The sequence below is a fragment of the Marivibrio sp. genome, from assembly GCF_040218065.1.
In the GTDB taxonomy this organism is placed as follows: domain Bacteria; phylum Pseudomonadota; class Alphaproteobacteria; order UBA8366; family Aestuariispiraceae; genus Marivibrio.
The window spans coordinates 85,128-99,272 of record NZ_JAVJQE010000012.1 but is presented as its reverse complement, the minus strand read 5'-3'; the positions used below and the strand labels follow the sequence as shown (position 1 = coordinate 99,272).

Sequence of the window (14,145 nt, the reverse complement as noted above, 5' to 3'; positions counted from 1 at the left end):
TGCAAGACTTTAAGCGTCGAATGTAATGCGTTGAAAAAATGGTGAGCCCGACAGGGTTCGAACCTGTGACCTACTGATTAAAAGTCAGTTGCTCTACCAGCTGAGCTACGGGCCCTTGATCGTCGGGGCGGCGCGGGGCCGACCCGGCGGACGGCGCGGAAAATAGAAGGCCGGGTTCGGGGCGTCAATTGCTCTTGGGCGCGACGCCCGATAAAAGGCGGCAGCCGACCGTCATTCCGCGAGAAAGCGCCCGATGCCCTCCGCCCTCAAGAAAGCCGCGCTGATCGCGCTCAAGCTGGCCGTCGCCGGCGCGCTGATCTGGCTGATCGCGCGCAACGCGGATCTGACGGCGGTTTGGACGCGGCTGGCGCAGATCGACCGGGGGGCCTTCGCGCTCGGCGTGGCGGCCATGTTCGGCTTCTGCCTGGTGATGGCGCTGCGGTGGCGGATGCTGTCGGCTGCGGCGGGTCAGCCGATCGGCGGCGTCCGCTCCGCCTTGCTCTATCTCGAAGCCTTGAGCTTCAACCTGGTGCTCCCAGGCTCCGTCGGCGGCGAAGTGGTGCGGGTTTGGCGCACCACCAAACTGTTCGGCGGCCTGCGCCGCAACATCGCGGTGGTTCTCGCCGAACGGGTCGCCAATGTGGGGACGTTGGCGTTGGTCAATGTCGGGCTGTGGTCGGTGCTGCTGGCGGCGGGGTCGGTGGAGGGCTTGTTGGCGCTGGCGGGCGTGACGGCTCTCGCGCTCGCCGCCGCGCCGGGATTGAGGACGATGCTGCGATTGCTGGCGCCCTACCGGCGCCGGCGCACCCCGCGCGAGGTCTTTCGGTTCGGGTGGCTGGTGCGTCGGCGCTTCCTGAAGCCCCGCGTGCTGGCGGCGTTCCTGCTGTATTGCGCCCTCGCCTATGCGATGGCGGCGGGCGCGATCGCGGCCGCGCTCGCCGCCGCCGGTGCGACGTCCCCGGGACCGGGCGCGCTAGCGGCGGTGGCGCTGGCGGCGCTGCTCGGCTCGTCGATCCCTCTGTCGATCGCCGGGCTGGGCTTTCGCGAAGGGGCGATGGTCGCGGCGCTCGGCTGGTTCGGCGTGGCGCAGGACGCCGCCTTGGCGGCGGCCTTGCTGTTCACGGCGATGCTGCTGCTGCAGGCGGCGCCGGGTCTGGCGATCTGGCTCAGCGGACGCAACGGCGGACGCCCGGCGCCGCCCGCCCCCTATGCGGCCGACTGACCCCGCCGCGGCGTCGACGCCGAATCATTGCGACTCCGCGGATTTCCTGACACGACTCGAATCCGCGCATGCTTTACTTAAAGCATTGAAAGGGCTAATCCTACGCGGCGCGTCGGCTCGTCCAGAAGGGGCTGCGCGGACGATCGCGACGGGGAGATCGGCAGCGGTGTTGAAGCGACGGGGATTCGCGCGCAGCGTGCGCGCGCTCGCCTTGGCGGGCGCGGCGTGTCTCGCTGGGCCGATCCTGGCCTCTCCCGCGGCGGCGCAAAACGCCGAGGGCGTCAGCCTGTCCCAAACTGAAGAGACGCTGTTCCGCGCAGACGAGATCGTCAATCACGGCGATCTCGGGGTCACCGTTCTGCGCGGCGGCGTGGAGATCGCCCAGGCGGGCTACGTGCTGACCGCCGAGACCGTCAGCTACAACCGCGAGGCGGACGTCCTGAGCGCGTCCGGCGACGTAGTGCTGATGCACCCCGACGGCACGGTGATGTTCAGCACCTACATGGAGATCACCTCGGACGGCTTCAAAAACGGCGTCATCGAGAACATCCGGATATTGTTGCAGGACGACGCCCGCATCGCCGCCAACGGCGCGCGGCGCAGCGACGGCAATCGCACGGAACTCGCCAAAGCCGTTTACTCGCCGTGCGCGGTCTGCCGCGACGATCCCACGAAGGACCCTCTGTGGCAGGTCAAGGCGCGGCGGATCACCCACGACGAAGACCGTTTCCTACTGCAGTATGAGGACGCATGGCTCGAGGTCTTCGGCGTTCCGATCCTCTACACGCCCTATTTCCAGCACTACGATCCGCGCGTAGAGCGCAAATCCGGCGTCCTTGCGCCGAGTTTCGGCTCGACCGCCGGCCTGGGTCAGTTCTTTCAGCCGCGCTATTTCTGGGTGATCGACGAGAGCAAAGATATCACCGTCGAGCCGGTGCTCGGATCCAGCGGCGACGTGATCGCGGCGGCCGAGTACCGTCAGCGCTTGAGCCGCGGCGAGATAGAAGCCGATTTCTCGCTGGGCGAACTGGACCCCGTGACCGGCTCCGAGGCCGAGAATGAGGCGGTCCCGGGCGAGGACGAAATCAGCGACCGCGAGGTGCGCGGCCACATTCGGCTCGACGCGCGCTATCATCTCGACGAGACGTGGCGCGCCGGCCTGGATCTGAACCGTACGACCGACAAGTCGTACAACCGGGCCTATCCGCTCTTCGGCCTGCCGGAGACGCAACTGGTCAGCAAGGCCAACGTCGAGGGATTCCGGACCAGAAACTACGCGACGGCGGAAATGCTCTCGATCCAATCGCTGCGCATCGACAAGCCGGAAGGGTACCGGGAGCAAGACGTGATTCCGCGTCTTCTCTACAGCGGGCGCGGGGAGGCCGACCGGTTCGGCGGGCGTTGGCAGTTCGACACCGAGGCGCGGATGATTTCGGTCGAGAACGACGACGACACGCATCGCCTGACGGTGATGCCCGGCTACGGTTTCAACAAGGCGTCATCGCTCGGCTTTCGCACAGACTTCCTCGCGACCGCCCAAGCCAACGCCTATGTCGTGGAGCGGGACGCGAGCAGGTTGCCGGACGAGAAATCCTACGAGGTCGAGAGCTTCGTCCTGCCGAAAGCGTCGATGGAGGTCTCTTATCCCTTCGTCCGCTACGGCGCGGAGACCACGCAAACCGTCTCGCCGTTGCTTTTCGGTGCGATCGCTCCGAACACGACGCCCCCGAGCTCGGTCAGTTTCGAGGATACGACCCGCTTCGAACTCGAAGAACACAATATTTTCGCCCATAAGCGCCTGAACGGCCTGGACGCCGCCGAAGGCGGCTCCCGCGCGGCCGCCGGGGCGCGTTATCGGCTCGATTGGACCAACGGGATCGGCCTCAACGCCACCCTAGGCCGCCTGATCGACCGCAGCGTCAACGACGAACTCTCCGAGCGCACCGGACTCGGCCTCAACGCGCGCGATTGGGTCGGCGCGCTCTCCCTTGAACTCGCCGACTACGGGTCGGTCGACTACCGTTTCCGAAGCGGCGACCTGCTGCATGAAAACGTCCGCCGTCAGGAGCTAGATTGGTCCGTCGGTCCCCAGGTCTTCAGCGTTTCTGGCAATTACACCTTCGTGGAGGATCAGGGGAACGGGCTGGTTTCCGGCGATTCCGAGTTCATGTCCCTCGGCGTCGCCAGCCGGATCGACGAGCAATGGTCGGCCGTCGCCGCGTTCAATCGAGATATTGAGGCCGCGGCGACCCGCTCCGTCAACGGGCGCCTGCAGTGGGAGAACGAGTGCACGATCGTCAGCGCCAATCTGTCGCGCAGTTACACTGAGGTGAATGGGCGCGGGCAGCAGAACGACACCCTGTTCGTCAACTTCACGCTGAAAACTTTGGGCGAGTACGGGTTGGACATCGATCCCACGACGGACTGACCGCCCCCGCCTAGGCCTTCTTTGGGGTTCCGCGCCGTGCCAGACGCTAACCATCGCTTCGCCGGCGCCTGCCTTGCCGGCCTCACGGCGATCGGCCTGCCGATTACGCTGTTCTTTGCGTCTCAGCAGACGCCTGTGCTGTTGGCGCTGCTGCTCGCGGCGGCGGCCGGGACGATCGACGCCCCGGCCTGCGCCTGGCGCGAGGAGGCGGCGCGCTGCGTCAAGACGCCGGTCGCGCTCGCCCTCGCGCTTTTCGTCGTCTACGCGGCCTGCAGCGCGCTCTGGTCGCCCACGCCGGAAGCGACGCTCGCACGGGTCCCGAAGCTGGCCGCTCTGGCGGCGCTCGCGCTCGCAGCGCTCGCGCTCGGACGCCTGATGCGTCACAGCACGGCGCGCGGCCTGGGCTGGGCGGCGCTCATCGGCCTTGCGTTGCTGCTCGGTCTGATCGGGCTGGAAGCGGCGTTCGGCCTTTTCCGCGAAATCGAGGCGCTGTCCGAGACCCCGACGGATCGCGCGAACATCGCGAACCGCGCGGCGCTGGGCTTCGCCGTTCTGTTTTGGCCGCTGGCCGCTCTGGCGGGACCGAAACTCAGTCCCCCCGCGGCGATCCTTCTTTGTGCGGCCGGGCTCGCCGCCGCGCCGTTCACGGGAAGTCTTACAGCGGCGCTTGCGCTCGGCGGAGCCGCCGGCGTCGCGGTCGCGCACCTGCTGCGGCCGGCGGCCGGCGGGATAGCGCTCGCAGCGCTCACGATTTTGTTCGGCGGCGGCGCGGCCCTGATCGGCTTCAACGCCGAGGTCTTCGACGCCGTCGCCGCCTGGGGCTTCGACGAGGGCCTCAACAGCGTCGCCCATCGCGCCGGCGTTTGGCGCACGGCGGCTCACTTGATCGAGCAAGCGCCTTGGTTCGGTCACGGTCTCGACGCCACGCGGCACCTGCTCCCGCCCGACACGCCGCTCGGCGCCGTGATCGAGCTTCGCACAAGCATCGGCGAGCCCCACATTCTCTATCTGAGCAGGACGCCCGCGCTGCCGCTGCATCCGCACTCCGGCTGGCTGCAGGCCGGTTTGGAGTTCGGCGCGCTGGGGATCGTCGGCCTCGCCTTCGCCGCTTTCAGCGCGACTTTGCTTCTGAAAGGCTGGCCGGAGCGGGGCGCGCTGGCTGCGATCATCGTGATCGGATCCGTTAGCGTGGGACTTTGGCAGAGCTGGTGGCTTTGCCTGGGCGTGACGGCGATTTTCTTCGGGGCCGCCGCCAGGGCCGCCGCCGCGCGGCGCGCTGAGGCCGCGTCGTGATCCGACGTTCGATCCGGCTGCGCAGGATCGCGGCGCCGATCGTGTCTGCGGCGCTGATCGGCCTCGTGCTTTGGACGGTCGACCTCGGACAGGTCGGCGAAACGGTCCGCCGCGTCAGCCCGCTCGGCGTGATCGCCATCGTCGCCTGCCTATCCGTTAATCTCGCCCTCGGCGCGCAACGGCTTCGCCTGCTCACGCGCTATCTCGGCCGACTGTCCGTGGACTTCACGACGGCTTTGCGGGCCAACGTCGCAGGCCTGTTGTCCAGCTTGATCATCTTCAACGTCGTGGGCTCAATCATCGGGCGGCACGCCGTGCTGCGCAGCGCGGGCTTGAGCGCCAGCGCCCTGACCGGCCTGGTGACCTTGGAACGCCTGCTATTGGCGGCGATCGGCGGCCTGTTCATGGCGGCCGGTTTTCTGCTGCTGCAGGACGCCTCCACCTTGCAGGACATCCTCGCGGATTTGGCGCTGGTCGATATGATTTTGGCTATGGCGCTGGCTGCGGCCTTTTGCCGATTCGTCTTCGGCTGGCGCCGGGAAATCCGATGGGCGGCAGAACTTCTAAGCCGCGCCGCGCTCGCCCGGACGGCGGCGCTCGGCGGGCTCACGATCGCCGCGCATTCGCTGATGATCGCCTGTTACGTGCTCGCAGCCTTCGCTCTGGATCTGCAGGCGTCCTGGCTTGAACTGGCCGCGGCGGGGGCCGTGGTGGCCTTCGCGGCGGGCCTGCCGATCAGCGTCAACGGCTGGGGCGTGCGGGAAATCAGCGCGCTTTACGCGTTCGGCCGGCTCGGGATCTCGGCGGAGAGCGCGCTGACGCTCTCGGTCATGATCGGCGTCCTCTCGACGCTGGTCGTACTGCTGTTCGCACCCGTCGTGATGCGCCGATCCGATCCGCAAGCGGGGGCGAGCCTCCAGACCGGGCCGGGCGCGCCGGCGGCGGACCCGAAGACCGCCATGCCGCACGTGCGGGACGGCGAGCGCCAACCCACGCGGCTCTTCATCGCCGTGGTCGGGCCTTTGGCGGCCTTGCTCGTCTTTTTCCAGATTCATGTCGAGGTGGACGGAGTGCTGCTGTCGGTCAATCTGGCCGATCCGTTGGCGCTCGTCACCCTGACCCTGGCGGCGATCCTCTTGATCGCCGAGCGCGGCGCTCCGGTCCCCGTCCCGCGCGGCTTCCTGCTTTGGCTCGGCGCGTTGAGCGTGATGATGCTGGGCGGGTTCGTCCTCGGCTATATGCGCTTCGGCCCGATCGATTGGGCGATCAACAATCGGCTGGCCGGGTGGCCGATCATCCTCGGCTATGTCAGCCTTGGCGCCCTGCTCGTCAACGGCTTCGGGCAACACGGGCTGCGCCGGCTTGCGGAAGTTCTGATCTGCGCCGCGGCCGCAACCGCGCTTGTATCGTTGCTGCACCTTGAACTCGCGCTGACTTACGCCGTGGTCGAGCCATGGCTGTCCAATTTCGAGGGCTTCTCCCGCAACCGAAACACCTACGCCTTCCAATTGCTGGCGGCCGCGGCGGCCGCCCTCGCCTACAGCCGCGCGTTCGCCCGGCGCACGTCCGATTGGGCGTTGGCGATTCTGATGGGCGTCATCTTCTTCGCGATCTGGCGGACCTATTCGAAAACCGGCGTTCTGATCGAACTCTCACTGATCCTTTTCGCGGTGGCGGCGGGTTTCACGGATCGCCGGGTCGTGGTCAAAGCCTGCCTGTGCGCCGTCGGCGTCTATGCGGCCTTCAAGCTGCACGGAGTCGCGGTCGACCTCTTCTCCAGCACGAACGCCGCCACGCCGATGCTGGATAGGCTTTATGTGGGCAGCAACCAGTCCGAGCGCTGGATGACGATCGAACGCGGCCTCGACATGTGGCGCGCCCACCCGATCTTCGGGGCCGGGCTCGGCGCCTTCGCGCATCTTGATCTGGGCGAATTCGGCGGCGTTCTGGTCATCCATTCCACGCCGATCTGGCTGCTTGCCGAGTTCGGCGTCGTCGGCCTGGCCGTGGCGCTCGGTCCGCCGCTCTTCTGGCTCTGGCGAGCGCGCCGGGCGGCGTTCCGCCCCAAGCGGCCGTATCAGGCCTTCATGTTCGGGGTCGCGCTCTGCTTCGGGCTTTTCAGCCTTCCGCACGACATTTTCTATCAGCGAATTTTCTGGCTGGCGCTTGGCGGAATAGCCGCCGCCTGGGGGCTTCAGGCGCGGGCTCAGCCCTCTCCGGCGCGATAAAGAGCCTCGAAGCGATCGACCGCGCGGCTGATCGAAAATTCTTGGCGCATGCGTCGGGCGGCGGTCGCGCCCAACGCCCGCCGGGCGTTCTCGTCTGCAGTCAAGGCGCCGACGGCCTCCGCCAAGGCGTCGGCGTCGCGCGGCGCCACGACCCGTCCGGCCGCGCCGACGAGGCGCGCCGCGTCGCCGACATCGGTCGCCGCCACCGGCAGGCCGGCGGCGAGCGCTTCGGCGATGGAGTTCGACATGCCCTCCCCATAGGCCGAGCACGAGATCAGCAAATCCGCCGCCGCCAGCAGCGTCGCGGTGTCGTCGCGCGCGCCGAGCCCGCGAAAGTTCGGCGGCCCCTCGAGACGCTCAGTGCCCTCGCCCGCCGCCAGAAACTGGACCGACGGCAGTCGGCGCGCCGTCTCGATCAGAAGCGGGTAGTCCTTCATCGGATCGACCCGCGCGAGCGTAAGCGCGACGACCGCGTCGTCCGGCGCGTTCAGCGCGCGGCGCGCCGCGGCGCGCCTCTCGGCGTCCGCCGGAGCGAAACTCTCGACGTCGACCCCGTTCTCGATCACCGGCGCCGGCTCGACGATCAGGCCGAGGCGCAGATGATCGTCGCGCCCCGCTTGCGAATTGACCGCAGTCAGATCGGGCAGGCCGCGCAGCAACCGGTGCAGCGCAAGGGTGACCCGCAGCCGCCAGGAGTAGCGCTCCACCTCCATCGCCGAACAGCGTACGCCCCAGATCAGGCGCGGCCGATCCGCCTTCGGGATCACCATCAGCGCCAGCGCCGCCGCCACATTCGCGTGATACATCCAGGCCTGAAGAACGTCGGGCCGCTCGCGCCGGATAAGGCGCGCCAGCGCCAGCACGGCGGCGGGAAACCGCCACACCTGACCGGCGTCTACGGTCGTCACATGGATGCCGACCCCCTCCAGCAGCGGCCGATAGCGTCCTCCCGGCAGAAGGGACGCCACGTGATGGGCGATCGGCGCGCCGCGCCGAGGCTCGGCGTCGGCCCGGCGTCGGGATTCGGCGCACACGGTGTAGAGCATGCGCTCCGCCCCACCGCGCCCCAGGCCGGTGATCACATGCAAGACCCGGATGGGGCCCGCGGCGCCCTCGCTCATGCCCCGCCCCCCGTCAGTCGGGCGCGAGACCGAGGTCGATCTCCAGCGCAGCGCACAGCATCTGCCCGGCCAGGATGTGCATCTCCTGGATCCGGGCCGTCACGTCGCTGGGCACTGTGATGCAGAGATCCGCCGCCTCGGCAAGCGCGCCGCCGCCGCAACCGCTGAATGCGGCCGTGCGAGCGCCGACCCGCCGCGCCGCCGCGATCCCGGCCAGCACGTTCGGGCTTTCACCGCTTGTGGAGATGCCGAGGGCGAGGTCCTCGGGCTTCGCCAACGCTTCAATTTGCCGCGCGAACAGCCGTTCGAAGCCGTAATCGTTGCCGATCGCCGTCAAGGTCGAACTGTCGGTAGTGAGCGCCAACGCGGCGATCGGCGCACGGTCGGCCTTGAATCGAACCGTGAGCTCGGTCGCCAAATGCTGGGCGTCGCCGGCGCTGCCGCCGTTTCCGAAGAAAAGGATCTTGCCCCCGCCCTGGATCGTCGCGAGCCATGCGCCCGCCATCGCATCCAGGTCGGCGGCGCAACCGGCGCGCGTCGCGGCCAGCACGTCGGCGTGTTCGTCGAAACAGCGCGTGAAGAAGGCGGTGCGGTCCCCCATTCGCCGGACCCTATCGCTGCGCCGGTCGGCTGACAACGGACAAGGCCGGGCTCAGCCCGCCGGCGCTCTCGGCGGCGATGCGCCGCAGCGCCGGAGCGGCGACCGCCCGGCGCGCCGGCCTAATCCCCCGCACGATTGGCCCGGCCCATCTGCTCGAACTTCGCATCCAGCGCGCGCATAACCCGCGGGCTGACGAACTGAGAGATGTCGCCCCCCAACTGGCGGATTTCCTTCACAAACCGGCTGGAGATGAACTGATGGCGTTCAGACGACATCAGAAAGACGGTCTCCACCTCCGTATTCAGGCGGGCGTTCATGCCGGTCATCTGGAATTCATATTCGAAGTCGGACACCGCGCGCAGTCCGCGGACGATCATGCTCGCGTCGCACTCTTCGGCCCAATGCATCAGCAGACCGCTGAAGGGCTTCACTTCGATCGTCGCGCCGCCCGTGCGCGACAGCGCCTCCACCTCCGCCTGAACCAGCGCAACCCGTTCCTCCAGCGAGAAAATCGGCCCCTTGCCGGCGTTGACGGCGACGGAGACCACCAAGCGGTCGCACAGATGCTTCGCCGCGCGGCTGATGATGTCCGTGTGCCCGTTGGTGATCGGGTCGAAAGTGCCGGGATAGATCCCGACCCGTTCATGCGCCGCCATCGACTTGCCCCCTCGCGCGTCCGGCCGACATCACGCCGGCGTCACTCGTCCGTCTCGGAGCGGCTGGAAGCGTCGGGCGCCGCGTCCGACGGCGCGTCCGGCGCATCGACCGGCCCCTCTGCATCCTCCGCCTCCGAGGCGGGCGGCATTTCGCCGTCGTCGCCCTCGTCCGTTAAGCGCGCGACGGACACGACGCGTTGGCCTTCGCCGATGTCGAAAAGCCGCACGCCCTGGGTGTTGCGGCTCTTCGGCGTCAATTCGTCCAGCCGGCAGCGGATGATCTGGCCGCCGTCGGTGACCAGCATCAACTCGTCCGTGTTGGTATCCACCCAAAAGCTGGCCGCGACCTTCGCGCCGCGGGTCTTCATGTTGTTGATGCCTTTGCCGCCGCGCCCGGTGACCCGGTAGTCGTAGGCGGAGGCCAGCTGGCCCATGCCGCGATCGGAGATGGTGAGGATGAACTCCTCATTCTCGCGCATCGCCCGGAACTCCGGCGCCTCAAGCTGGGCCGCGCGCTCTTCGTCGCGCGCGCGATCCTCTCCGTCACCGCCATATTCAGGGTTGGCGAGGCGCCGGGCGGCCGACGCCGCCTGGAGATAGGCGTTGCGATCGTCCGGCGAGGCGTCGGAATGGCGCAGGATCGCCATCGAGATCACCTCGTCCCCCTCGGCCAGGCGCACGCCGCGTACGCCGACGGAGTTGCGTCCCGCGAACAACCGCACGTCTTCGACCGGGAAGCGGATCGACATCGCGCCGGCCGTGGCCAGCAGCACGTCCTCGCCCGGCTGGCAAGGCTTCACGTCGACCAAGCGGTCGCCCTCCTCCAGCTTCATGGCGATTTTGCCGTTCGCCTTGATGTTGGTGAAGTCGGAGAGGGCGTTGCGTCGCACCGCGCCGGATGCGGTCGCGAACATGACGTTGAGCGCGTCCCAGCTCTCCTCGTCCTCCGGCAGCGGCATGATGGTGGTGACGAACTCCCCCTCCTGCATCGGCAGCAGATTGACCAAAGCCTTGCCGCGCGCCTGGGGGCTTCCCAGCGGCAGCTTGTAGACCTTCATCTGATAGACCATCCCGCGGGAGGAGAAGAACAGCACCGGCGTATGGGTCGAGGCGACGAAGACGCGGCCGACGAAATCCTCGTCCTTCATCGCCATGCCGGTGCGGCCTTTACCACCGCGGCGCTGCGCGCGATAAGTGGACAGCGGCACCCGCTTGATGTAGCCGCCGTGGGTGACGGTGACGACCATCTCCTCGCGTTGGATCAGGTCTTCTATGTCGTGTTCGAACTCGTTCTCTTCGATCACGGTGCGGCGCGGGGTGTCGAAGCGCTGCTTGATGTCGAGCAGCTCCTCCTTCATCACCTCGTAGCGACGCGCGCGGGAGGCCAGGATCTCGAGATACTCCTTGATCCGCTCCGCGATTTCCTTGGTCTCCTGCTCGAGCTTCTCGCGCTCCATGCCGGTCAGGCGCTGCAGGCGAAGCTCCAGGATCGCGCGAGCCTGCCGCTCGGACAGCCACGCCTCCTCGCCTTCGATCCGCGCCTCCGGATCGTCGATCAGCTCCAGATAAGGCAAGATCTCCGCCGCCGGCCAGGAGCGGCCCATCAACGAGGCGCGCGCCGTCGCCGGATCGGGCGCGGCGCGGATCAGCTCGATCACCGGGTCGAGATTGGTGATCGCCACCATGAGGCCGGTCAGGATGTGCGCGCGGTCGCGGGCCTTGGCGAGCTCGAAGGCGGTGCGGCGCTTGATCACCTCCTCGCGGAAGTCGGTGAAGGCCTCCAGCACGTCGCGCAGCCGCATCATCTCCGGCTTGCCGCCGTTCAGCGCGAGCATGTTGACGCCGAAGCTGGTCTGCAGCGGGGTGAAGCGGAACAGCTGCGCCTTCACCACCTCCGGCTCGACGCCGCGCTTCAGCTCGATCACCACGCGCACGCCGTCGCGATCGCTTTCGTCGCGCAGATCGCCGATGCCCTCGATGGTCTTGTCGCGCACCACCTCGGCGATGCGTTCGATCATCCGGGCCTTGTTGACCTGATAGGGGATCTCGGTGACGACGAGCTGCAGCCGGTCCTGGCCGCGCTCCTCCACGTCGATCTTGGCGCGCATGACGACGGAGCCGCGGCCCGTCGTATAGGCCGCCCGGATGCCGGAGCGGCCGAGGATGGTGGCGCCCGTGGGAAAGTCCGGCCCCGGCACCAGCTCCATCAGCGCTTCGTCGCTGATGTCGGGATCGTCGATCCAGGCGATGCAGGCGTCGACCACCTCGCCCAGATTGTGCGGCGGGATATTGGTCGCCATGCCGACGGCGATGCCGCCGCCGCCGTTGACCAGCAGGTTGGGGAAGCGCGCCGGCAAAACCGACGGCTCGCGCTCGCTCTCGTCGTAGTTGGGCTGGAAGTCGACCGTGTCCTTGTCGATGTCGTCCAGCAGCGTCTCGGCCGCCTTGGCGAGACGCGCCTCGGTATACCGCATGGCCGCCGCGGCGTCGCCGTCCATCGAGCCGAAATTGCCCTGCCCGTCGATCAGCGGCAGGCGCAGCGAAAAGTCCTGCGCCATGCGCACCATGGCGTCGTAGATCGCGCTGTCGCCGTGCGGGTGATACTTACCCATGACGTCGCCGACGATGCGCGCCGACTTGCGGTAGGGCTTGGTGCTGTCGTAGCCGCCCTCCTTCATGGCGTAGAGGATGCGGCGATGCACCGGCTTCAGACCGTCGCGCACGTCCGGCAGCGCCCGGCTCACGATCACGCTCATCGCGTAATCGAGATAGCTGGAGCGCATCTCGTCTTCGATCAGAACGCTGGAGACGTCGCCGGGACCGCCCGGCCCGCCGCCCATCGGCGCGCCGGGCGGCGAGGCGGGCGGATCGTCAGGCGGGTCGATCGGCGGGGGCGCAGCAGCGCCCGGCTCAGGGGTGTCGTCGCTCAAAGGGCACTCTCTGGTACAGCCGTAAAAACAAAACCCTCTTTCCCGCGAACCCGCGGACCGAAGGCCCCAAGTCTTAGCACACCGCCCCGGGATAAAACACTCCCCAGGCCGCAAAACGCGGCGAAAAGACCGGTTGCGGCCGGCTCGATTTACCCAATCAAACCAACGACTTGCACGTGCGCGCCGAAGGCGCGGGCCGCGCCGGCCCAAAAACCCTTCGCCGCATCGCCCGCGCGGGCCCCGATCGCGGCGAAAACTCGCCGAATCGGGCCCTGCGACGACTCCCTCGCCCCAGCCCCGCTCAGTCGCCGAGCGCCTCGAACATCCGCTCGCTCTCCTCATGCGCCGGGCGGCCGGGCAGGACGAGGTTGAGGAGGATGCCGATGATGGCGGCGAGCGCCATGCCGGCCACTTCGATGTTCGGCCCCAGCTGCACCAGCGCGCCGCCGACGCCGATCGTCAGGATCACGGAGGTGATCACCAGGTTGCGCTTGATCCCCAGATCCACCTTGTTGTCGACCATCATGCGCAGGCCCGACGCCGCGATGATGCCGAACAGCATGATCGAGATGCCGCCCATGACGGGCACGGGAATCGTCGAGATGAAGGCCGAGACCTTGCCGATGAAGCCGAAGACGATGGCGAGGCAGGCCGCGCCGCCGATCACGAAGACGCTGAAGACGCGGGTAACCGCCACGACGCCGATATTCTCGCCGTAGGTCGTGTTGGGCGGCCCGCCCAGCACGCCGGCCAGGAGGGTCGCAAGCCCGTCCCCGAGCAGCGAGCGTCCCAGGCCCGGATGGCGCAAGAAGTTGCGGCCCGCCACCTTGCTCAAGACCATCTGATCGCCGATATGCTCGGCCACCGGCACGATGGCGGCGGCCAGGAAGGCGACGATGATCGCGTTATTGAGCTCTGGCGTGTAGGTCACGAAGGGCACGATGAACTGCGGGACCTGGAAGACCGGCGCCTCAACCACCCGGGAGAACTCCACCAGTCCCAGCGGGATCGAAATCAGATAGCCGGCCACGATGCCGATCAGCACCGGCACCATGGAGAGAAAATTCTTGAGGAACGTGGCGCAGACGATCGCGACCAACAACGTCGCCAAGGCCGTGACCAGGTAGGTTCCGTTATAGGTGAAGTCGGCGCCGACGCCGCCCTTCATCGCCATGTCGACCGCGACCGAGGCGAGGCCGAGCCCGATCACCATGATGACCGGCCCGACCACGACCGGCGGCAGCAGGCGCATCAGCCAGTTGACCCCGAAGGCTCGAATCAGGAGCGAGATCACGACATAGACCAGCCCCGCCGCCATGCAGCCCACCAACGCGCCTTCGACGCCGCCCATCGCGCTCGCCGCCAGGATCGGCGCGATGAAGGCGAAGCTGGAGCCGAGATAGGCGGGGATCCCGCCCTTGGTGATGACGATGTAGAGCAGCGTCCCCGCCCCGCTGGTCACCAGGGCTACCGCCGGCGGCAGCCCGGTGATCAAGGGCACCAGCACCGTCGCGCCGAACATGGCGAACAGATGCTGCAGGCTGAGCAGCCCCCAAACGGGCGCAGACGGCTTGTCGTGCAGATCAAGCGCGATCCGCCGATCCTCATGGAAGGACATCGACCTTATCCCCTCGTCAAGGCTATCGTTTTATTGTCGCTTTGGCCG

Annotated in this window: 9 protein-coding genes and 1 tRNA gene; 4 read left to right on the top strand and 6 right to left on the bottom strand. The window is 67.7% G+C overall.

What is annotated here, in order from left to right; all coding sequences use genetic code 11:
• Positions 1-39: 39 nt before the first annotated feature.
• Positions 40-115: transfer RNA gene (locus tag RIB45_RS11935), tRNA-Lys, on the bottom strand.
• Positions 116-253: 138 nt separating this feature from the next.
• On the opposite strand from RIB45_RS11935, the gene RIB45_RS11930 reads away from it, so the two are divergent.
• The 4 genes from RIB45_RS11930 to RIB45_RS11915 all read left to right on the top strand — a co-directional run bounded on the left by RIB45_RS11930 (position 254) and on the right by RIB45_RS11915 (position 7,171).
• Entirely contained in the window at positions 254-1,222 is a 969-nt protein-coding gene (locus tag RIB45_RS11930; protein WP_350050500.1) for a lysylphosphatidylglycerol synthase transmembrane domain-containing protein, read from the top strand.
• A gap of 166 nt (positions 1,223-1,388) precedes the next feature.
• Positions 1,389-3,650 (top strand): LPS-assembly protein LptD, encoded by a 2,262-nt coding sequence (locus RIB45_RS11925; RefSeq protein ID WP_350050499.1) that lies wholly within the window; start codon positions 1,389-1,391, stop codon positions 3,648-3,650.
• Positions 3,651-3,686: 36 nt separating this feature from the next.
• Positions 3,687-4,943, top strand: a complete 1,257-nt coding sequence (locus RIB45_RS11920; protein WP_350050498.1) for an O-antigen ligase family protein — start codon at positions 3,687-3,689, stop codon at positions 4,941-4,943.
• A complete protein-coding gene (locus RIB45_RS11915; RefSeq protein ID WP_350050497.1) occupies positions 4,940-7,171 on the top strand; it encodes a lysylphosphatidylglycerol synthase domain-containing protein in 2,232 nt (743 codons plus the stop codon). Before RIB45_RS11920 ends, RIB45_RS11915 begins: the two co-directional genes overlap by 4 nt.
• Here the strand turns inward: RIB45_RS11915 and RIB45_RS11910 are convergent.
• From RIB45_RS11910 to RIB45_RS11890, 5 genes are all read right to left on the bottom strand, one after another.
• Positions 7,150-8,292, bottom strand: coding sequence for a glycosyltransferase (locus tag RIB45_RS11910; RefSeq protein WP_350050496.1), 1,143 nt, complete (start codon positions 8,290-8,292; stop codon positions 7,150-7,152). The genes RIB45_RS11915 and RIB45_RS11910 overlap by 22 nt on opposite strands.
• A gap of 13 nt (positions 8,293-8,305) precedes the next feature.
• The gene (locus RIB45_RS11905; RefSeq protein ID WP_350050495.1) at positions 8,306-8,893 is read right to left on the bottom strand and encodes an SIS domain-containing protein; all 588 of its coding nucleotides are present in this window, start codon (positions 8,891-8,893) and stop codon (positions 8,306-8,308) included.
• A gap of 119 nt (positions 8,894-9,012) precedes the next feature.
• On the bottom strand, positions 9,013-9,549 hold the full coding sequence (gene coaD, locus RIB45_RS11900) for a pantetheine-phosphate adenylyltransferase (protein WP_350050494.1): 537 nt from the start codon (positions 9,547-9,549) through the stop codon (positions 9,013-9,015).
• 41 nt (positions 9,550-9,590) lie between these two features.
• Positions 9,591-12,389, bottom strand: coding sequence for a DNA gyrase subunit A (gene gyrA / locus RIB45_RS11895; protein WP_350050512.1), 2,799 nt, complete (start codon positions 12,387-12,389; stop codon positions 9,591-9,593).
• 391 nt (positions 12,390-12,780) lie between these two features.
• On the bottom strand, positions 12,781-14,097 hold the full coding sequence (locus RIB45_RS11890) for a uracil-xanthine permease family protein (protein ID WP_350050493.1): 1,317 nt from the start codon (positions 14,095-14,097) through the stop codon (positions 12,781-12,783).
• Positions 14,098-14,145 lie beyond the last annotated feature (48 nt).

Coding starts and splice junctions, on each gene's coding strand:
- RIB45_RS11905 (WP_350050495.1), bottom strand. CDS start 8,893: ATGGGGGACCGCACCGCCTTCTTCACGCGCTGTTTCGACGAACACGCC.
- RIB45_RS11890 (WP_350050493.1), bottom strand. CDS start 14,097: ATGTCCTTCCATGAGGATCGGCGGATCGCGCTTGATCTGCACGACAAG.
- RIB45_RS11930 (WP_350050500.1), top strand. CDS start 254: ATGCCCTCCGCCCTCAAGAAAGCCGCGCTGATCGCGCTCAAGCTGGCC.
- gyrA (WP_350050512.1), bottom strand. CDS start 12,389: ATGGGCGGCGGGCCGGGCGGTCCCGGCGACGTCTCCAGCGTTCTGATC.
- coaD (WP_350050494.1), bottom strand. CDS start 9,549: ATGGCGGCGCATGAACGGGTCGGGATCTATCCCGGCACTTTCGACCCG.
- RIB45_RS11910 (WP_350050496.1), bottom strand. CDS start 8,292: ATGAGCGAGGGCGCCGCGGGCCCCATCCGGGTCTTGCATGTGATCACC.